Raw genomic sequence first — 19,828 nt, forward strand, 5'->3', positions numbered from 1 at the left:
CTGGCTCCCAGAATGGCGGGCACGGGGACGGGTACCCCAGCCCGCGCACCGCCGCCGTACGAGGAGCCGACACCCATGACCGCACCCCCGGCCGCCGTCCAGGACAGCCCGGGCGAGGAGGAGCTGGCCCGCGGCCTCGCCGAGGGCGACGAGGCCTGCCTCGCGGCGGTGTACCACCGCTGGTCGGCGCTGGTGCACGCCCTCGCCGTGCGGTCGCTGGGCGATGCGCGGGAGGCGGAGGACGTCACCCAGCAGGTGTTCCTCGGCGTGTGGCGCGGGCGGCACGGCTACCGTCCCGAGCGCGGGGCGATGGCGGGGTGGATCGTCGGAATCGCCCGGCGGAAGATCGCCGACGCACTGTCCGCGCGGACCCGGCGGCTGGATCTGCTGACCTCCGTCGCCTCCGCCGGCGCGCCCCTCGCGGCGGGCCGTCACGCCGATGAACCCTCGGAGGCCGTCCTGGACCGGGTGCTGGTGGGGCACGCGCTCGCGGGGCTGCCGCCCGCGCAGCAGCGGGTGCTGCGGCTGGCGTTCTTCGAGGACCTGACGCAGACCCAGATCGCGGAGCGCACCGGCTGGCCGCTCGGCACGGTCAAGAGTCACGCCCGACGCGGCCTGCACCAGTTGCGGCGCGGTCTGCGGGACGGTCCTCGGGAGAGTCCGCGGGAGGAGGAGTCCCGCGTCCGAGGACGGTGACCGGGCGGCGCCGAGGGCGTGCGCGAGGGGCGTGCGAGGGGGTGCGCGCTTCGGGAGGGGGGCGCAGCGCATCCGGAGCCGGTGCCCGGACGGAATCACTGACGGCGGGCGGCGCGAGTGGCGGGCGAAGGAGGACTCCGGTGGACGAGGCGGACGTGGTGATCGTGGGGGCGGGGGCCGCCGGGCTCTCGCTCGCCCTCCTGCTGTCCGCCCCGTCCGCCGCGCCGGTCCGCCCCTCGGTGCTGCTGCTCGACGCGCCCCCCGGCCCGCTGCGCCCGCCGCCGCGCACCTGGTGCTACTGGGAGCGCGGCCCGGGCCCGTACGACAGCGCGGTCACCGCCTCCTGGCAGCGGCTGCGGGTGCACGGCCCCACGGGGCGGCCGACGGTCGGGGAGATCGCGCCGCTGCGCTACAAGATGCTGCGCTCGGACGCGTTCGAGGAGTTCGTGGACCGGCGGCTCGCCGGACGGCCCGCGGTGCGGCGGCGGGAGGTGGCGGTGGAGGAGGTGCGGAGCGTGCCCGGGGGCGCGGAGGTCCTCGGCACGGACGCCGGGGGCGCCCCCGTCTCCGTCCGCACCCGCTGGGTGTTCGACTCACGGCCGCCGGCCGCCCTGCCGGCCGCCCGGACGACCCTGTTGCAGCACTTCCGGGGCTGGTTCGTACGGACCGACCGTCCCGCGTTCGACCCGGGGGTGGTGGAGCTGATGGACTTCCGCGTGCCCCGCCCGGCGCACGGACTGGCCTTCGGATACGTGCTGCCGACCGGGCCGCACGAGGCCCTGGTGGAGTACACCGAGTTCTCCCGCGCGGTGCTGTCCCGAGAGGAGTACGAGGCGGCGTTGCGCGCGTACACGCAGGACGTCCTGCGGCTGGGGCCGTCGGAGGTGGTGGCGACGGAGTCCGGCGTCATCCCGATGACCGACGCGCCCTTCGCGCGCGCCACCGGCCAGTCCGTCTTCCGCGTCGGCGCCGCGGGCGGCGCCACCCGCCCGTCGACGGGGTACACCTTCGCGGCCGTGCAGCGGCAGAACCGCGCGATCGCGGCCGCCGTGCGCGCGGGCCGCCGCCCGCTGCCGCCGCCCGCGCACTCGGCCCGGTCGCGGGCGATGGACGCCGTGCTGCTGCGGGCGCTGGACACCGGGCGGGTGGACGGCGCGGAGTTCTTCAGCCGCCTGTTCGAGCGGGTGCCGGCCGCGCGGCTGCTCCGCTTCCTCGACGGCGGCACCGGCCTGTACGAGGACCTCGCCGTCGGCCTTCACGCCCCCGTCCGCCCGATGCTGCGCTCGGCGGCCGAGCTGCCCCGGGTGCCCCGCCGCCCGTTCCCCGCCGCCACCTCTCCTCGCAAACCCGACTGCCCCGACTGACCCGACTGCCCCGACTGCCTTGTCCAGGAGTTGCCCCATGACACTGTTGCGCGACGAGGCGCTGGCCGGCGCCTTCGACCGGGCCGCGCCCCGGTACGACACGCTGGTCGCCCTCAATCCGGGCTACCACGCCCACCTGCGCCGCTCCGCCCGCCGCCTCGGACTGCCCGGGGACGGCGCCGGGGCGCGGGTCCTCGACGTCGGCTGCGGCACCGGCGCCTCGACGGCGGCGCTGCGGGCCGTGCTGCCGCGCGCCGAGGTCACGGCGGCGGACGCCTCGGCGGGCATGCTGGCCCGCGCGGCCGGCAAGCCGTGGGCGGCGCCCGTCACCTTCGTGCACGCCAGTGCCGAACGGCTGGCCGAGGAAGGGGTGCGCGGCCCCTTCGACGCGGTGTTCGCGGCGTACCTGCTGCGCAACGTGGCCGACCCGGACGCCGTGCTCGCCGGCCTGCGCGGGCTGCTGGCACCGGGCGGGCGGCTCGTGGTGCACGAGTACGCGCTCAGCGGCCGGCGGGCGGACCGGCTGGTCTGGAACGCCGTGTGCCGGGGGTTCGTCGCCCCGCTCGGCAACGCCCTCGGCGACGGGGCCCTCTACCGCCATCTGTGGCGCAGCGTCGTCGACTTCGACACGGCGGGAGCGTTCGGACAGCGGCTCGCGCGGGCGGGCTTCCGGGACGTGCGGGTGCTGCCGCTGCCGGGCTGGCAGACGGGCATCACGTACACCTTCACCGGCAGGGTGCCCGCATGAGGCCCCCGGCGGGCGCCGTCTCCCCGGGACGCGGCCGGGACCGCCGGGCGGTCCGCATCGACCCGGCGCCGGGCCGCCCCCGCGTCAGCGGTGACGCCCCCTCGGTCGCGGTGGTCGGCGGCGGCATCGCGGGCCTCGCGGCGGCGACCGGGCTGGCCGAGCGGGGCGTGCGCGTCACGCTGTACGAGCGCGAGCCGGTGCTCGGCGGGCGGTTGGCGGGCGCTCCGGTGACGCTGGCGGACGGCAGCCGGGTCACCATGAGCCGCGGCTTCCACGCGTTCTTCCGTCAGTACTACAACCTGCGTGCCCTGTTGCGTCGGACGGACCCCGGGCTCGACATGCTCACCGGTCTCCCGGACTACCCCCTCGTGCACGCCGACGGCCTGCGCGACGGCTTCCGGCACGTGCCGCGCACCCCGCCGTGGAGCGCGCTGGGCTTCGCCGCGCTCAGCCCCTCCTTCCGCGGCCGCGACCTGCTGCGGATGCGGCCGCGGGCCGCGCTGCCCCTGCTGGACGTGCGGGTGCCGGAGGTGTACGAGCGGCTGGACGGGGTCAGCGCACGCGACTTCCTCGCCTCCGTCCGCTTCCCGCCGGCCGCGCATCACCTGGCGTTCGAGGTGTTCTCGCGCAGCTTCTTCGCGGACCCGGGCGAGCTGTCGGCGGCCGAGATGGTGCTGATGTTCCACATCTACTTCCTCGGCTCCAGCGAGGGCCTCCTCTTCGACGTCCCCCGCGAGCCGTTCCCCGCGGCCCTGTGGGATCCGCTGGCCCGCCACCTCGGTGACCTGGACGTGGACATCCGTACGGGGACGGCGGTGGAGGGCGTGGACCCGGAGCCGGACGGCGGGTGCGTGCTGCACGTGTCCGGCACTCCGCGGACGCGGTACGACGCGCTGGTCCTGGCGCTGGACACCGGCGGGCTGAAGGCGGTGGTCGAGGGCTCGCCGAAGCTGGCCACCGAGGAGTGGCGGGCGGGCGTCGCCCGGCTGCGGACCGCGCCGCCGTTCCTGGTCAGCCGCCTCTGGCTGGACCGGCCCGTGGCGGCGGAGCGGCCGGGGTTCCTCGGCACGAGCGGTTTCGGTTCGCTGGACAACGTCAGCGTGCTGGAGCGGTGGGAGGGCGAGGCGGCCCGCTGGTCGGCGCGCACCGGCGGCTCGGTGGTCGAACTGCACGCCTACGCGCTGGACGGGGCGACCGCCGAAGCCTCCGCCGGGGCCGGGCGGGAGCGTGAACAGCGGCGGCTGGTCGAGCAGTTGCACCAGGTGTATCCGGAGACGCGGGAGGCCGGGATCGTGGACGCGCGGCACGAGTGGCGCGCCGACTGCCCGCTGTTCCCCGTCGGCGGTTACGCGGGCCGGCCCACCGTGCGCACCCCCGACCCGACGGTGGTGCTCGCCGGTGACCTGGTGCGCACCCGCCTGCCGGTCGCCCTGATGGAACGCGCCGCGACCACCGGTTTCCTCGCCGCGGGCGCGCTGCTCGAACGCTGGGGCGTGCGCGGGCCGACGCTGTGGACGGTGCCGCGGCAGGGCCGTGGCGCGTTGCTGCGCGGGCTCGCCCGGCTGGGAGAACGCTGACGGCGCCCGTGCGCCGGGCCGCCGCCGCACGGCGGCCCGGCGCGCGCGGGGCCGGGGTCGTTCCGCAGGGGAGGCGCCGCCGAGCGGGCGCTCGTGCTGCGCCATTGGGGCGGGCTCGCGCGGCGTCAGGAGTGGGGCGCGTGCGGCGGGGCAGGCGCGAGTGGTCCGTCCAACGTCCCCGCGCACGGGAGATGCGGTGCCCGACACCCCCAAGGCCCCCGAGTCATCCCCACCCGTACCCACCCGAACCGCCCCACAACCCTCGCCCGCGCCGGCGAAGGCCGGCCCGGACGCCTCCTCCTCCCGGAGCCCGGCGGGCCCCCGGGGCCGCGACCCCTTCTTCGACAACGCGAAGTACCTCACCATCGTGCTGGTCGCCTGCGGTCACGCCTGGGAGCCCCTCACCTACGGCAGCCGGGCCGCCCACGCCCTGTACCTCGCCGTCTACGCGTTCCACATGCCCGCGTTCGCCCTGATCTCCGGCTACTTCTCGCGGAGCTTCGACATGGCGCCGGGCCGCCTCAAACGGCTGGTCACCGGCGTGGTCGTGCCCTACCTCGTCTTCGAGACGGCGTACACGCTCTTCTACCGGTGGGCGCGGGACGACCCAGGTTACCCGCTGAGCCTGCTGGACCCCTGGTACGTGATGTGGTTCCTGGTCGCGCTGTTCATCTGGCGGCTCACCACCCCGCTGTGGCTGATGCTGCGCCACCCGCTGCCCGTCGCCCTCGGCCTCGCGATCCTCGCCGCCTGCTCCCCCGACCTCGGGGGCGATCTGTCGATACAGCGCGTCCTCGGCTTCCTGCCGTACTTCGTCCTCGGCCTCACCCTGCGCCCGGCGCACTTCGCCCGGCTGCGCACCCGCCGGACGCGGCTCCTCGCGCTCCCCGTGGCCGCGGCGGCCCTGGCGGTGGCGTACCGGGTGGCCCCGACCTTCGACTCGGGCTGGCTGTACCACCGTGGCTCGGTCACCGGCCAGGGCGCCCCCGCGTGGGCGGGGCTGCTGAGCACGCCCGCGCTGTTCCTGCTCGCGCTGGTGCTGACGGCGTGTTTCCTCGCCTGGGTGCCGGGCCGCCGGATGTGGTTCACCACCCTGGGCGCGGGCACCATGTACGGCTATCTGCTGCACGGCTTCCTGATCAAGTCCTCGCGCTTCTGGGGCTGGTACGACCACCCCTGGCTGCACACCCCGGCCGGTGAGCTGGCGGTCACCGCGCTCGCCGTCGGCATGATCACCGCGCTGTGCTCGGCGCCGGTGCGGGCGGTCTTCCGGTACGTCGTCGAGCCCCGGATGGACTGGGCCTTCGTCGCCCGTCCGGCGGACACCGGCCGGGAGCGGCGGAGGAAGTCCACCGTCCCCGAACCGTCCCGGCCGACGCGCTGAACGCGCCGACCGTCCGCGCGCCCCACCGCGTCACCGGGCCGCCTCCGCACGGCCGTCCGGAGGCGGCCCGAGCCCGGCCCCCCTAGGGTGAGCCCCGGGGCGGGCACGGCTCGAACAGGGGGATCCCCGGCGCGCAGCCGGGCGTACCGGGAGGCCGCATGCTGCCGATGTACGGACGCCGGACGGCCGCCGCGACGGCGGTGGCGGCGACGGCCCTCGCGCTGCTGGGCACGGGCGGTGCTCCCCCCGCGCGGGCCGCCGGCCCGGCACCCGCCGCGTCGCACGCGTCCGCCCCCGTCCCCGATCTGTCGCGCTTCTACCGGCAGCGCGTCACCTGGTCGGCCTGCGCGGGCGAGGGCGAGGGCATGCCCGCCGATCTGCAGTGCGGCAAGGTCACCGTGCCCCTCGACTACGCCCGGCCCGGCGAGGGCACGCTGGAGCTGGCGATGGCCCGCTACCGCGCCTCGGGCCGGTCCCGGGGCTCGGTGCTGCTGAACTTCGGCGGCCCCGGAGGGCCGGGGGTCCCCCAGCTGGCCCTGGGTGGCAAGGAGTTCCTGGGACTGACCGACGGCTACGACGTGGTCACCTTCGACCCGCGCGGCGTCGGCCGCTCCTCCCCCGTGAGCTGCGGCGAGGGCACCGACCAGATGCTCGCGGCGACCGAGGACGGCGCCGTCGAACGGGACCCCCGGGCCGCGCTGGAGACACTGCGGGCGGCGGCGGCCCAGTGCGTGGCCCGCTCCGGCCCGGTGCTGCGCCACATCGGCACGGTCGACGCCGCCCGCGACCTGGACGTCATGCGGCAGGCACTGGGCGACGACCGGCTCAACTACCTCGGCTTCTCCTACGGCACCCGGCTCGGCGCGGTGTACGCGGCCCAGTTCCCGAAGAAGGTCGGTCGGATGGTGTTCGACGGTGTCGACACCCTCACCGAGTCGCTGGCCGAGCAGGGGGTGGTGAGCGCGGCGGGGCAGCAGCGGGCACTGGAGGACTTCCTCGCCTGGTGCGCGAAGGACGTGGCCTGTCCGTTCGGGCAGGACGCCCGCGCGGCCCGGGAGCAGATGGTGCGGCTCGTGCGCTCGCTGGACGAGGACCCGCTGCCGGCCGACTTCGGCGGCCGGTTCACCGGGCAGGACCTGGTGGCGGCCGTCGGGCAGGGGCTCTACAGCGAGCAGTACTGGCCGGCGCTGGAACAGGCGCTGGCCGATCTGACGCAGGGCGGCGACGCGGGGCGGCTCACGGGCTTCACCGGCGGCGGCGCGGTCGTCCCGCCCCGGACCGCCCGCCCCGGCACGCCGGCCACCCCCGCTGCGGCTCCCCGTGCCGCGGCTCCCCCGGCCGTGGAACCGCCCCGTCCCGGCCGGGTGCCGGGGTACGCGGACCTGACCGGCTCCGGCCGGGAGCAGGAGGACGCCCCCGGCAACCGGCCCTCCCCCGCCGCCGGGTCCGCCCGGGCCGACGGCGGGCTCGTGGACCCCGAGGACGTGCCCGCCGACAACCTCCCGGCCGCCCTCATGGCCGTCAACTGCGCCGACGACCCCGACCGGCGCACCGCCGCCCAGGTCCTCGGCGACCTCGGCCGGCTGCGCGCCCGGTACGAGGAGGCCTCGCCGGTCTTCGGCCGCTACCGGCTGGCCGAGGTGCTGATGTGCTACGGCCACCCGAGGGGCACCGACTTCGTGCGGGAGCGGGTGCGCGACGTGCCCGCGCCGAGGATGCTGCTGGTCGGGACCCGGGGCGATCCCGCGACCCCGTACCGCTGGACGGTGGAGACCGCCGAGCGGCTCGGCCCCTCCGCCGTGGTGCTGGACAACAGGGGCGAGGGGCACACCGGTTACGCCTCCTCCCCGTGCGTCCACCGCCGGGTGGACACCTTCCTGCTGTACGGCACCCTGCCCCCGGACGGCAGTTCCTGCGGACCGGAGCGGGACGGCTGACCTCCCCTTCCGCCGCCCGGGCGGCTTACGCTACGCCGAGGCCGGTGATCGTGAAGGGGCGTGCGGACGTGGGCGGACTGCTGGGTGTCGCGGTACTGGGGGCGGGTCACATGGGGGCCGACCACATCCGCCGTCTGGACCGGGTGACGGGCGGCGCGCGGGTGGCGGCCGTCGCCGATCCCGATCTCGCGCGGGCGGAGGCGGCCGTGGCCGGGATCGACGGCGCCTCGGCGCACGCCGAGGTGGCCGCGGCACTGGACGCGCCGGGCGTGGAGGCGGTGCTGATCGCCTCGCCGGGCCCCGCCCACGAGGCCGCGCTGCACGAGGCGTTCGCCCGCGGCCTGCCGGTGCTGTGCGAGAAGCCGCTGGTGCCGGACGCGGAGGGGGCGCTGCGGGTGGTCGAGGCGGAGGTCCGGTTCGGCCGGCGGCTGGTCCAGGTGGGGTTCATGCGCCGCTACGACGCGGAGTACCTGCGGCTGAAGTCCCTGCTGGACGAGGGCGCGCTGGGCCGCCCGCTGATGCTGCACTGCGTCCACCGCAACGTCTCCTCGCCGCCCGGTTTCACCTCGGCGATGCTGGTCGACAGCTCGGTCTCGCACGAGATCGACGCGGCCCGCTGGCTGCTCGGCCAGGAACCGGTCGCGGTGAGCGTGCTGCGGCCCGGCAGTACGGGACGGGCGCCCGAAGGGCTCCTCGATCCGCAGTTCGTGCTGCTGGAGACCGACGGCGGCGTCCTGGTCGACGTGGAGATCTTCGTCAACACCGGCTTCGGGTACCAGGTGCGGTGCGAGGCGGTCTGCGAGGGCGGCAGCGCCCGCATCGGCGAGGAGCACGGGATGACGGTGACGGCTCCGGGGCGGGAGTCGCGGGAGGTCCCGCAGGACTACCTCGTACGGTTCGCGGACGCCTACGACCGCGAGCTGCGGGCCTGGGTCGAGGCGTGCCGGGCGGGCCGGGTCACCGGTCCGAGCGCCTGGGACGGCTACGCCTCCTCGGCGACGGCGGAGGCGGGCGTCCGCGCGCAGCGCACCGGCACCCGCACCCCGGTGGACCTGGCCCCGCGCCCGGCGCTGTACGCCTGAGGCGGCCGAGTCGGGGGCGCCGGCCGCGCCCGCACGGCATGGCGCGGAACGCTGTGGCAGGGCGCGGGCGCGGCTCGCCACGGAGGACGCCGTCATATGCCGGAAGCATCCTCACGCCCATGTTGCCAAATCCCTTACAGCGTGCGACGCGCTGTGCGACAGTCGTAACGGTCCTTCTTCACCAGTCGGTCGCATTGTTCCCCCGGAGTACGCCATGCCGTCCCCTCCGCCTGCGGACCGCTCACCCGCGCAGCCGCCCCGCCGCGGCGCGGTCGACGCGCTGATCTCGCGGACCCGGAGGCTGCGCGGCGACATGGACGCCGTACGGCGCGAGGCACCCGTCGACGGCGCGGACCCCGAGGCCCGCTGGCAGCGCGCCCTGTGCGATCTGGCACTGCACCAACTCGCCGACGTGGACGCCCACTTGGCGCTGCTCCGGGACGGACCTCCGCCCCTGGGGGCCGAACGCGCCCCCGGGACGGGGCCCCCGGCGCCCGAACCGCGGGCTCCCGCGCAGCCGCCCGACGGCGGGCCCCTGCTCGGCAGGGTCGGCTCCGCCGAGTGGGATCTGCTGACCGACCGGGCGGCGTGGTCCGGCGAGCTGTACCGGATCCTGGGCCGCGACCCCGCCGCCTCCGCCCTCACCCTCGACGAACTCCCCTCCCTCGTGCACGAGGACGACCGCGCCCGGCTGACCGCGATGGTCACGGGCTGCCTCATCGACGCACGTCCCCTCGACGGGGAGTTCCGCGTCCTGCGCCCGGACGGCGAGGAGCGTCTCGTGCACATGATGGGCGAACCCGTGCTCGACGCCGAAGGCTCCACCGTCTCGATGTGGGCGGTGCTCCGGGACGTCGGCGAACTGCGCCGCCGGCGGCGGACCCTGCGCGAGACCCATGACTCGCTGCACCGGCGCCGAGGGCTCCCGGGGAGCGAGCACCGGGTCGCGGCCGAACTGCGGGAGGCCGTGCTGCCGCCCTGGCGCGGCCCCCTGCGCCTTCCGCGCCAGGGCCCCGGCGCCCTGGACCTGGCCGCCCGCTGTCTGCCCTCCCGCGCCGGGGCGCCGGTCGGCGGCGGCTGGTACGACGCACTCGAACTCCCTGACGGACAGACCCTGTTGAGCGTCGGGGAACTGACCGGGCACGGCGTCGCCGCCACCACGGGGGTGGCGATGCTGCTCGGCGCCGTCCGCGGCATGGCAGTGACCGGCGCCCCGCCGGACGAACTGCTCGGCCGGCTCAACCAGTTGCTCGACGCCGCCCTGGTGCCGCCCGCGCTGGGCGGCGCCCTCTGCTGCCGCTACCGGCCCGCCGCGCGCACCCTGAGCTGGGCGCGCGCGGGACACCCCGCCCCGCTGCTGTTCCGCGACGGGACGGGGCGCGCGCTCGCGGCACCGGACGGCGTCCTGCTCGGGGCGACCTCCGGTGCCTCCTACGGAGCGGCCGAGGAACCACTGCGCCCGGGTGACCTGCTGCTCCTGCACACCGGCGGGCTGGTTCCCCGGCACCCGGGCCCCGAGGGCACCCGCCGGCTGCTCGGGCTCGCCGAGCGGTTCGGCGCGGCCCGGGACGCGCAGAGTTGCCTACGGGCCGTCGTCGAGGAGTTCGGCGGGGCCGGGCGCCGCGACGACGCCTGCGTGCTGGTGGCCCGGGTCACCGGCTGACGTGTCCGCCGCGCGTGCGCGGGAGACCGCCTCAGACCCGGGACGGCATGGACCTCAGGCGCGGGCGGTGCTGCCACCTCCCCTGCGCTTCCAGCCCGGCGGCATGGCCAGCTCGATCTCCTCGCGCAGGCTGCGCACCTTCGGATAGCCGGAGTACCGGGCGGTGAGCCGGTACATCTCGCGCAGCCGGTCCCAGGTGCGGTGCGAGGAGTTCGACCCCATGGAGTTCAGGGCCAGCCGGGCGTAGCGGTCGGCCTGGTCCGGGTCGTCGGCGATGAAGCAGGCCGAGGCGAGCGAGATGTGGTCGAAGATCTTCGACCGCTCGCGCCCGCCCTCGCGCAGATGCAGCGCCTTCCTGGCGTGCTGCTGGGCGACGGCCGCCGCGCCCGGTTCGTGCTCGGCGAGGGTGCGGTAGGCCAGGGCCTGCATGCCGTGCAGGTCCGCCTCGTCGAAGAGCTGCATCCAGCTCGGCGGCGGCACGTCCCCCTTGTCGGAGACGAACAGTTCCTCGGCCTGCCCGAGGGTGCGCCGCATGGCCTGTCCCCGGCCCATCGAGGCCTGCGCCCAGGCCTCGATGGTGTGGAGCATGGCCCGGGTGCGCGGCAGCACCTCCTCCCCGGAGCCGGACTCGGCGAGCTTCATCAGGTCCAGGGCGTCGTCGGGACGGCCCAGGTGCACCATCTGGCGGGCGGCGCGGGACAGCGCCTCCCCGGCGCGGGGCCGGTCGCCGCTCTCCCTGGCGGCGTGGGCGGCGATGACGAAGTACTTCTGGGCCGTGGGTTCCAGCCCGACGTCGTGCGACATCCAGCCGGCCAGGACGGCCAGATTGGCGGCGACGCCCCACAGGCGCCGCTGCAGGGGATCGGGGTGCCGGTAGGAGAGCATGCCTCCCACCTCGTTGAGCTGGCCCACCACCGCCTTGCGTTGCAGCCCGCCCCCGCGGGCCGCGTCCCAGGCGCGGAACACCTCGACGGAGCGCTCCAGTTCCTCGATCTCCTGCGTCCCGACGGGGGCGGCCTCGTAGCGGTCGTACCCGGCGGGGTCGGCGTGCAGGGGATGGTCGAGATCGGGGGCGTCGGCCGAGAGGGCCGGATCGGTGTGCAGCCAGTCGTGCATGGCGCTGCTGAGTGCGGAGCCCGCGGCGAGCGCGGCGCCCGCGCCCACCAAGCCGCGTCGGTTGAGCATGAGGTCCATTCCCGTGAATTCGGTGAGGACCGCGGCGGTCTGCTCGGGCGCCCACGGCACTCCGTCGGGATGTTCCTCGTCCCCGCCGCCCTGCCGTTTCCCCGTACGCCCGCGCCGGACCAGACCGAGATCCTCGATGGTCACGACACGGCCGAGACGCTCGGTGAACAGGGCCGCCATCACCCGTGGCACGGGATCGCGCGGGATCTCTCCCATGTCGATCCAGCGCCGAACGCGGGAGGTGTCGGTCGCCAGCTGGGGGTGGCCCATGGCCGCCGCCTGCCGGTTGACCAGCCTCGCGAGTTCTCCCTTGGACCATCCGGTCAGGCCGAAGAGGTCCGCCAGACGGGTGTTGGGTCGTCCGCTCACGTCAAGCCCCCAGGTACTCGGCTGAGTTGACAGTAACCGCCTGTCAGTTGCTGCGGGACTATTCGCCAGGGTTCGCCAGGGTGCGCCAGATGGTGTGCCCGGGGCCATCGGGTGTCAGGTAGGAAAGCGCCACCCCGACCCGGTCGCCCAGGGGCATTCCCCAGGGTGCGCCGGGGCGACCGGGCCGGAGCGGCGCGGCAACTCACCGGCACACGAAGGGATCCGTGTTCACCCATGTACGCAGCATCGTCCTCCGTGTCCGCCCCGTCTCCGTCGCTGCGCACCCGCCGGCCGGGAGCAGGCGGCCCCTACCTCGACCCCGCGCGTCCCCAGACCCCGGTGCTCGGTGCCGGACGGTCCCGGCGCGTACCCGGGGCGGCCGGCGCGCCGCTCAGCGGGAGGCTCGACCTGTCCGGCCCGCAGGGTGCGCAGCTGCGCACGGCGATCGCCTCGGTGCACCGCATCTGTCCGGAGTTCACCCCGGTGCAGGTGCTGCGCCGCAGCGGCCGCTCGGTCCTGCTGGTGGGGACGACGGGCCGCACCACGGCCGTGGCCAAGTGTTTACTGGACCATTCGCCGATGTGGTCCGAACGGACCCGGCACGAAATAGCGGCGTACCGCGCGTTCGTCCGGCACCGCCCCCCGGTGCGGGTGCCTCGGCTGATCGCGGCGGACCCGGACAACTGCACGCTGGTGATCGAGCGGATGCCCGGGCGGGTCGCCGCGCTGCACCGGCATCCGGTGCAGGCCCCGCCGCGCGCGGACGTGCGGGCGGCGCTCGGCGCGATCTGCCGGCTGAACGCCTGGCGGCCGCCGGCGGGCACCTTCGACGCCCCGCTGGACTACGCGGAGCGCATCTCCCGCTTCCACGACCTCGGGCTCCTCACCGACCGGGACATGGGCGACCTGCAGAAGCTGCTGCACGGCATCGCGCACGCGGCGGGCCGCCAGGGCATGGGCCAGTTCTGCCACGGCGACGCGCTGCTGTCGAACGTCCTGCTCTCCCCGGCCGGCCCGGTCCTGGTGGACTGGGAGCACGCGGGCTGGTACCTGCCCGGGTACGACCTGGCCACGCTGTGGACCGTGCTCGGGGACGCCCCGATGGCGCGGCGGCAGATCAGCGGCATCGCGCAGTCGGCCGGCCCGGCCTCGCGCGACGCGTTCCTGGTCAACCTGATGCTGGTGCTGACCCGGGAGATCCGCACCTACGAGACGGCCGTCCAGCGCTCGATGCACGAGGGCGCCCCGGCGGCGCCGGGCACCACCCCGTCCGGCGAGGAACAGCGCCTCCTGCTCCGCCGCCTCCACGACGACTGTCAGCTCGCCCGCCGCGCGGTCCGCGCGGCGGTGGGCACCCGTTGACGCGAGGGGGACCCGCGCCGGACGGCCCTTCGGCCTCCCCGCCCCGGCGGGCGTCCCCCTCGCACGGCCGCCCGGATTCCTCCGTCCGGGTCATTGGTCCACTCCACTGACGCCCCGCAGGCCCGAGCACGTGCCGTTGACCGGCTGAAACCCGGTGCCCGGCACATGATTGACGGATCGTCGGAGAGCCGATAGCACTGACGCACGTTCGGCCCCGCACGCCCCATCGCGCTCGATCGCCCAGGAGGCCTGCCTTGCGAGGATCCCCCACCACCGGACACAGGCACAGAACCACCCGCAGGACGGCGGCCGGCGCCGCCGCGTCCGCCGCGCTGCTGCTCCCCCTGCTCGGCGCCGGCCAGGCGGCCGGGCAGAGCGATGCCCGCACCGGCGCGCCGGCCGGGCTGCAGCGCGCCTTCGCCGCCGCGGCGGCCGAGTACCACGTACCGGGGAGCGTCCTGCTGGGCGTCTCCTACCTGCAGTCCCGCTGGGACACCCACGCCGGCGCGCCCAGCGTCTCGGGCGGCTACGGTCCGATGCACCTGACGGACGCCCGCACCGCCCTCGCCCGGTCGAACACGCATCCGGAGCAGACCGCGAGCGCGCACCCGGAGCAGACGGCCGACGCCCGCGGCGACACCGCGCGCCCCGCACTCCACCCGGCCGTGAAGGCAACCGGCGTCCCGGCCGCCGCCGCGCTGCCGGCCCGGCTGCGGACGCTCGGCAGGGCCGCCGCGCTCACCGGGCTCCCCGCCGCCGCCCTGCGCCAGGACCCCGCCGCGAACGTCCGGGGAGGCGCCGCCCTGCTGGCCGCCGCGCAGCGGAAGCTGGGCGAGCCGCTCAGCGCGGACCCGGCCGACTGGTACGGGGCCGTCGCCACGTTCTCCGGCGCGGACGACAGGGCGACCGCCGCGGCGTACGCCGACGACGTCTACGACGTGATCCGCACCGGCGAGCGGCGCACCACGGACACCGGGGAGCGCGTCACCCTGACCGCGCGCCCCGGCCTGAAACCCGACACCGCGCCCCTGCGCCGCGCGGGCCTGCACAAGGGGCACGCCGCCGGCACCGAATGCCCGGACTCGGTGGCCTGCGAGTGGATCCCGGCTCCCTACGAGAAGTTCGGCAGCGACGACTACGGCAACCACGACCTGGGGAACCGTCCCGCCGGGCAGAGGATCGAGTACCTCGTCATCCACGACACCGAGGGCGCCTGGAACGGGGTCATCAACTCCGTGCAGGACCCGACCTACGTGTCGTGGAACTACACCCTGCGCTCCACCGACGGGCACGTCGCCCAGCACGTGAAGGCGAAGGACGTGGCCTGGCACGCCGGTAACTGGGACGTGAACTCACGGTCGATCGGCCTGGAGCACGAGGGCTTCCTCGCCGATCCGGACGCCTGGTTCACGGAGGCCATGTACCGCTCCTCGGCACGGCTGGTGAAGTACCTCGCCGACACGTACGACATCCCGCTGGACCGCCAACACCTGCTGGGTCACGACAACGTGCCCGGGCCCACCGCCTCCACGGTGCCCGGCATGCACACCGACCCGGGCCCGTACTGGGACTGGCGGCACTACTTCGACCTGCTGGGCGCGCCGCTGAAGAGCACGGCCGACGCGGACGGCGGTCTGGTGACGATCCTCCCCGACTACGCGGCCAACAGGCCCCCGTACACGGGCTGCGCCGACGGCGACCAGCCGTGCGCGGCGCACGGTTCCAGCGAGGTGCGGCTGTACACGGCACCGGACGAGAACGCGCCGCTGGTCAAGGACATCGGGCTGCGGCCCGGCGGGGGCGCCTCCACGATCGACGTGAACGACCTCGGCTCCCGGGTGTCCACCGGCCAGCAGTACGCGGTGGCCGGGCAGGACGGGGACTGGACGGCGATCTGGTACCTGGGCCAGAAGGCATGGTTCAGGAACCCGGCGGGACAGCCGACGGCCGTGCACGCGAAGGGGCTGGTGGTGACGCCGAAGGCCGGGGCCGCCGACATCCCCGTCTACGGCCGTGCCTACCCGGAGGCCTCCGCGTACCCGGCGGGCGTGCCCGCGCAGACGGTCTCGCCACTGCCCTACCGGATCCCGGCGGGCCAGAAGTACGTCGCCGGTGACACGATGCCGGGCCAGTACTACTACGCGGTGACCTTCGACGAGGCCTCGCACAAGGTCGTGACCGGCAAGGACATGTACTACGAGATCCAGTACGGCCACCGGGTCGGCTTCGTCCGCGCCGCCGACGTCCAGGTGCTTCCCTCGGCCTCGTAGCGAGGGACCCTCAGCGAGTGCGGGGGCCGGGTCCGCCGTCCGCGGATCCGGCCCCCGCCCGTGTCCCGTGCCCGCCGCGGCGGGTCAGCCCTGCTGGAACAGCTCCGCGGGGAGCGGCTTGAGCAGGGCGTAGAGGTCGTCGGTGATGGGGCGGTCCCAGGCGGCGATGGTCACCAGGACGTTGTCGCTGCGGTCGAACTGCACGCAGGAGATGCGGCTTTCGGACAGCTTGAGGCGACGCACCACCAGCAGGTTGTCGCCCTGCATCACCGGCACGTCCTCGGTGCCGACGACGGTGACCTCCTCGTCGTTCTCCAGGGCGAGGAGGAGCTGGGCCACCTCGAAGGGGATCTCCCCCTCCTCGACCTCGCGCGCCGGGGAACCCTCCGGGAGGTTGCCGATGATCATCGCGGGGCCCCGGCCGCCGAACAGGTCGTAGCGCAGGAACACGCCCTGGCAGCTCCCGTCGGGGGCGGGCAGCAGACCGGCACCGAGATTGCCCGGCCAGTCGCCCGGATCCATGGCCAGTACGTCGAATTCGGGCCCGGCGGGAGTGGCGCTGCGGCGGCGGAGGAAGGACATGCCGCCATGGTACGTGTCCGCGTCCGCGGCCGACCTGGGGCCGGGGATCGGGTCGGGTCAGGTCAGGTCAGGTCGAACTCGCCCTCCCGCGCGCCGGAGACGAAGGCGCCCCATTCCGCGGGGGTGAAGATCAGGGACGGGCTCTCGGGGCGGCCGCTGTTCCGCATCGCGATGAAGCCCTCGACGAAGGCGATCTGGACGTCCCCGCGCCCCTTGCTGCTCGAATGCCACTCGGCGTTGGTGAGATCGAGGTCGGGCTTGTCCCAGCCCGTGAGGGGCTGCTGCTGGATGGTGCTCTCGGCCACGGCCGTGCTCCTCCCGTTTCGTCGTCCGCGGTCAGCCTAGCGACCGGCTCCGGACACCGACAGGGCACGTGAGGGGGACGCTTGCGGTAATCCGGGCGGGCCGCGGCGCGAGGGCGGCGCCCGCGTGGACGCGTCCGGCGGGACAGGCGGTGGGCACGGCCTTTCAATGAAGTGGTCCGAGAAGTGGTCCGAGCCCTGGTCGCCCTGGAGGGCCACATGTCGTCCATGTCGCCCCCGCCCCGTGGCACGGGGGCCGCTCCGGGGGCGCTGCACCGCCTGGGCGAGTGGTGCGCCCGGCACTTCGTCCTCGTCATCGTGGCCTGGCTGCTCGCCCTGCCGGCCCTCGAGGCACTGCAGCACTCCTTCGGCGGGGAGTACTCGGACGATTTCGCCCTGCCGGGCACCCAGTCCCAGCAGGGCCTGGACGTGCTGAAGCGGCACGATCCGGCGGCCGGCGGCTACAGCAGCCAGATCGTGCTGCACGACGGGCGGAAGCCGCTCACCTCGCTGAGCGGGCAGATGTCGGACGCCGTCGGCTCCCTGGCGAGGCTGCCGCACGTGCTGTCGGTGCAGAACCCGCTGCCCCCGCCAGGGAAGAAGCAGCCCTCTTCCTCGCAGTCGGGAACCTCGCCGTCGGGGACTTCCGAGTCGGGCGGCGCGGGCCCGCTGTCGAAGGACGGCCGCACGGGGTACATCACCGTCCGGTTCGACGTGCAGCCCTCGACGCTCGGCGACGGGTATCTGCACGGCGTGGACGAGGCGGTGGGGCCGCTGCGCCAGGCGGGCGCGGAGGTCGAGTACGGCGGGCCGCTGGGCGAACTGGCGCGGCCGGCGCCGGACGACCGGATCAGTGAGCTGATCGGTTTCGCGGTGGCCGTCGTGGTGCTGCTGGTCGGCTTCGGCAGTGTCCTCGCCGCGGGCCTGCCGCTGCTGAGTGCCCTGGTGAGCGTGGTGGGCGGGCTGGCGTGCCTGGGACTGCTGGCCGCCGCGTTCACCTTCGCCACGGTCTCCCCCACCCTGGCCACGATGATCGGTCTCGGAGTCGGCATCGACTACGCGCTGTTCCTGCTCACCCGCCACCGTCAGCACCTCATGGACGGTGCGGACCCCGTGCGGGCGGCGGGGCGGGCGGCGGCCACGAGCGGCCGGGCCGTCCTCGTCTCCGGCTGCACGGTGATCGTCGCGCTGGCCGGGCTGTCCGTCTCCGGGGTGGCGTTCATCGCCCTGCTGGGCGTGGCCGCCGCCGTCACGGTGATCACGGCGGTGGCGGGCGCGCTCACCCTCGTCCCGGCGCTGCTCGGGCTGCTCGGCACGCGGATCGACCGGCTGCGGGTGCGCCGGCCGGTGGCGGAGACCGACGCGCGGCCGGGCGAGGCCGCGCACGGCACCTGGCACCGGTACGCGCTGCGGGTGGAGCGGCGGCCCTGGTGGTTCCTGGCCGGGGGCCTGCTCACGGTGGCCGTGCTGGCGATCCCGGTGTTCTCGATGCGGCTCGGGCACATCGGCGACGGCGCCGATCCGACCTCGTTCACCGACCGGCGGGCCTACGACCTGATGTCGGACGCGTTCGGGCCCGGCTCCAACGGTCCGCTGACGGTGGTCGTCGACCAGACGAAGGTGCCGGCCGACCAGCGCTCCGCGCTCGCCTCCCGCACCGGGCAGGAGCTGGCCGATGCCCCGGGCGCCGCCTCCGTCACCCCGCTGACGGCCACCTCGGACGGGGACGTGCTGGTGGGCACCGTCTACTCGAAGGCCTCGCCGCAGAGCTCCACCACCACCGACCTCGCCGACACGCTGGTGGACACCACGCTCCCGCACGCCGCCTCCGGAAGCGGCGCCAAGGGGTACGTCACCGGGACCACGGCCGCGCAGGTCGACTTCCGGGACCTCGTCGCCCAGCGGCTGCCCTGGATCATCGCCGTCGTCGTGGCGCTGGCCTTCCTGATCATCCTGATCGTCTTCCGCGGTCCGCTGGTCGCGCTCAAGGCGGCGGTGCTGAACGTGCTGTCGATCGGTGCCTCGTACGGGGTGGTGGTCGCCGTCTTCCAGTGGGGGTGGGGCGGGCCCGCGCTGGGGGTGTCGGGCACGGTGCCGATCGAGAGCTACGTGCCGATGATGATGTTCGCCATCATCTTCGGGCTCAGCATGGACTACGAGATCTTCCTGCTCTCCCGCGTGCACGAGGCGTGGCGGCGCACCGGCGACGCGAAGGGGGCGGTGGCCCACGCCCTGGAGATCACCGCGCGGGTGATCAGCTGCGCCGCGCTGATCATGGTCAGCGTGTTCGCCGCGTTCGTCATCAGCGACAACATCGTGGTGAAGATGCTGGGCCTGGGCCTCGCGGTGAGCGTGCTCATCGACGCGACCGTGGTACGGCTGCTGCTGGTCCCGGCGGTGATGACACTCCTGGGGCGGCACGCGTGGCGCACCCCGCGGTGGCTGGACCGCGTCCTGCCGCACATCGATCCCGAGGGGGAGCACGAGTAGGACGGCCGCGCCCTCCCGGAGCCACGCCCGCCCCGGGCCCCCACACACCCCGGACCCGAGCCCGCACCCGCACCCGCGCCGGCCGTCAGCCGGTCCTGTCGTCCGCCCCGGTCCGGAGCCGGGCGCGGACCCGGCGCAGCCATGCCTCGACGGGAGCCTCGTCCGGCTGCGCCGGGAGCACGGTGCGGGTCGCGGCGAAGGCGTCCTCGTAGTGGCGCAGCAGGGGCTCGGCGACGGCGGGGTCGGCGGCGACCCGTTCCCCGAAGCGGTGGTACTCCTCCGGGTCCTCCACGCGGAGGGTCAGCCGGCCGGTGGCGTACAGCTCGTGGCCCTGATGGCACAGGCGCTTGAGGTGGCGGGCGTGCTTCGCGGTGCGCCTGCGCTCCTCGGCCGAGGAGGCGCGCTCCCCTCGCGCCCGGAGCCGCCGGAATTGCTGGGTGGCGTAACCCAGGTAGGCCGCGCGGACGCGCGGGGCGGACAGCAGGCAGGCGCGCAGGCCGATGAGTTCCTCGCCCAGCTCGCTGCGCACCTCGTACAGGTCGTCCGGGAGCCAGACCAGTTCGAGGACGGTGGGATTGCCGGCGAGGGCGAGCCTGCACCACTTGGCCGCCTCGTGCAGGGTGCGGTCCGGGGCGGTGGTGACGTGGGACTCCTTCGGCCGGTGCAGGCCGTGGAGGTCCTCGGTGGGGGCCGCGAAGACGCCGAGACGGTCCACGTCGGAGCCCGCGTGGGCGAGTCCGTAGGCGGTGGAGCCGACGATGCCGGAGAGCAGGACATGGATGACGGACATGGGCGGGCCCTCCCTTCGCGGGAGTCC

15 protein-coding genes are annotated in these 19,828 nt (G+C 75.2%); 11 read left to right on the plus strand and 4 right to left on the minus strand.

Features of this window, described 5'->3' with window-relative positions:
* Positions 1-75: 75 nt before the first annotated feature.
* From OHB09_RS03185 to OHB09_RS03220, 8 genes are all read left to right on the plus strand, one after another.
* A complete protein-coding gene (locus tag OHB09_RS03185; protein ID WP_328921579.1) occupies positions 76-696 on the plus strand; it encodes a sigma-70 family RNA polymerase sigma factor in 621 nt (206 codons plus the stop codon).
* A 140-nt stretch (positions 697-836) separates the two neighbouring features.
* On the plus strand, positions 837-2,060 hold the full coding sequence (locus tag OHB09_RS03190; RefSeq protein WP_319349828.1) for a lycopene cyclase family protein: 1,224 nt from the start codon (positions 837-839) through the stop codon (positions 2,058-2,060).
* 37 nt (positions 2,061-2,097) lie between these two features.
* Entirely contained in the window at positions 2,098-2,808 is a 711-nt protein-coding gene (locus OHB09_RS03195) for a class I SAM-dependent methyltransferase (protein WP_167795847.1), read from the plus strand.
* Positions 2,805-4,385 carry an NAD(P)/FAD-dependent oxidoreductase gene (locus OHB09_RS03200; protein WP_234526490.1) on the plus strand — a complete coding sequence of 527 codons (1,581 nt, stop codon included), beginning with the start codon at positions 2,805-2,807 and terminating at the stop codon, positions 4,383-4,385. The genes OHB09_RS03195 and OHB09_RS03200 overlap by 4 nt, the downstream gene beginning before the upstream one ends.
* Before the next feature lie 196 nt (positions 4,386-4,581).
* Positions 4,582-5,769 carry an acyltransferase family protein gene (locus tag OHB09_RS03205; protein ID WP_328921580.1) on the plus strand — a complete coding sequence of 396 codons (1,188 nt, stop codon included), beginning with the start codon at positions 4,582-4,584 and terminating at the stop codon, positions 5,767-5,769.
* A gap of 158 nt (positions 5,770-5,927) precedes the next feature.
* Positions 5,928-7,706, plus strand: coding sequence for an alpha/beta hydrolase (locus tag OHB09_RS03210; protein ID WP_328921581.1), 1,779 nt, complete (start codon positions 5,928-5,930; stop codon positions 7,704-7,706).
* Between the two features lie 68 nt (positions 7,707-7,774).
* Positions 7,775-8,788 (plus strand): Gfo/Idh/MocA family protein, encoded by a 1,014-nt coding sequence (locus OHB09_RS03215; RefSeq protein WP_328922984.1) that lies wholly within the window; start codon positions 7,775-7,777, stop codon positions 8,786-8,788.
* 214 nt (positions 8,789-9,002) lie between these two features.
* Entirely contained in the window at positions 9,003-10,451 is a 1,449-nt protein-coding gene (locus tag OHB09_RS03220) for a PP2C family protein-serine/threonine phosphatase (protein WP_328921582.1), read from the plus strand.
* A 54-nt stretch (positions 10,452-10,505) separates the two neighbouring features.
* Here the strand turns inward: OHB09_RS03220 and OHB09_RS03225 are convergent, their stop codons facing one another.
* Positions 10,506-12,005 (minus strand): DNA-binding protein NsdB, encoded by a 1,500-nt coding sequence (locus OHB09_RS03225; RefSeq protein WP_191854698.1) that lies wholly within the window; start codon positions 12,003-12,005, stop codon positions 10,506-10,508.
* Between the two features lie 234 nt (positions 12,006-12,239).
* Between OHB09_RS03225 and OHB09_RS03230 the strand changes: the two genes are divergently transcribed.
* The gene (locus tag OHB09_RS03230; RefSeq protein WP_191854699.1) at positions 12,240-13,367 is read left to right on the plus strand and encodes an aminoglycoside phosphotransferase family protein; all 1,128 of its coding nucleotides are present in this window, start codon (positions 12,240-12,242) and stop codon (positions 13,365-13,367) included.
* A 254-nt stretch (positions 13,368-13,621) separates the two neighbouring features.
* On the plus strand, positions 13,622-15,637 hold the full coding sequence (locus OHB09_RS03235) for an N-acetylmuramoyl-L-alanine amidase (protein ID WP_191854700.1): 2,016 nt from the start codon (positions 13,622-13,624) through the stop codon (positions 15,635-15,637).
* An 84-nt stretch (positions 15,638-15,721) separates the two neighbouring features.
* On the opposite strand, the gene OHB09_RS03240 is transcribed toward OHB09_RS03235, so the two are convergent.
* A complete protein-coding gene (locus OHB09_RS03240; RefSeq protein WP_006144549.1) occupies positions 15,722-16,219 on the minus strand; it encodes a hypothetical protein in 498 nt (165 codons plus the stop codon).
* A gap of 62 nt (positions 16,220-16,281) precedes the next feature.
* Positions 16,282-16,524: a DUF397 domain-containing protein gene (locus OHB09_RS03245; protein ID WP_006144548.1), complete on the minus strand. Its 243-nt coding sequence runs from the start codon at positions 16,522-16,524 to the stop codon at positions 16,282-16,284.
* 216 nt (positions 16,525-16,740) lie between these two features.
* On the opposite strand from OHB09_RS03245, the gene OHB09_RS03250 reads away from it, so the two are divergent.
* Positions 16,741-19,011 (plus strand): MMPL family transporter, encoded by a 2,271-nt coding sequence (locus tag OHB09_RS03250; RefSeq protein ID WP_328922985.1) that lies wholly within the window; start codon positions 16,741-16,743, stop codon positions 19,009-19,011.
* Positions 19,012-19,096: 85 nt separating this feature from the next.
* Here OHB09_RS03250 and OHB09_RS03255 read toward each other — a convergent pair whose 3' ends face one another.
* The gene (locus tag OHB09_RS03255) at positions 19,097-19,801 is read right to left on the minus strand and encodes a nucleotidyltransferase domain-containing protein (RefSeq protein WP_191854702.1); all 705 of its coding nucleotides are present in this window, start codon (positions 19,799-19,801) and stop codon (positions 19,097-19,099) included.
* Positions 19,802-19,828: the final 27 nt, after the last annotated feature.

This window comes from Streptomyces griseoaurantiacus, from assembly GCF_036189845.1.
Taxonomy (GTDB): Bacteria; Actinomycetota; Actinomycetes; order Streptomycetales; family Streptomycetaceae; genus Streptomyces; species Streptomyces griseoaurantiacus.

Excerpts from the sequence above, each read along its gene's own strand:
- OHB09_RS03230 (WP_191854699.1), top strand. The coding sequence starts at position 12,240 with ATGTACGCAGCATCGTCCTCCGTGTCCGCCCCGTCTCCGTCGCTGCGC.
- OHB09_RS03220 (WP_328921582.1), top strand. The coding sequence starts at position 9,003 with ATGCCGTCCCCTCCGCCTGCGGACCGCTCACCCGCGCAGCCGCCCCGC.
- OHB09_RS03185 (WP_328921579.1), top strand. The coding sequence starts at position 76 with ATGACCGCACCCCCGGCCGCCGTCCAGGACAGCCCGGGCGAGGAGGAG.
- OHB09_RS03195 (WP_167795847.1), top strand. The coding sequence starts at position 2,098 with ATGACACTGTTGCGCGACGAGGCGCTGGCCGGCGCCTTCGACCGGGCC.
- OHB09_RS03240 (WP_006144549.1), bottom strand. The coding sequence starts at position 16,219 with ATGTCCTTCCTCCGCCGCCGCAGCGCCACTCCCGCCGGGCCCGAATTC.
- OHB09_RS03200 (WP_234526490.1), top strand. The coding sequence starts at position 2,805 with ATGAGGCCCCCGGCGGGCGCCGTCTCCCCGGGACGCGGCCGGGACCGC.
- OHB09_RS03250 (WP_328922985.1), top strand. The coding sequence starts at position 16,741 with ATGTCGTCCATGTCGCCCCCGCCCCGTGGCACGGGGGCCGCTCCGGGG.
- OHB09_RS03255 (WP_191854702.1), bottom strand. The coding sequence starts at position 19,801 with ATGTCCGTCATCCATGTCCTGCTCTCCGGCATCGTCGGCTCCACCGCC.
- OHB09_RS03210 (WP_328921581.1), top strand. The coding sequence starts at position 5,928 with ATGCTGCCGATGTACGGACGCCGGACGGCCGCCGCGACGGCGGTGGCG.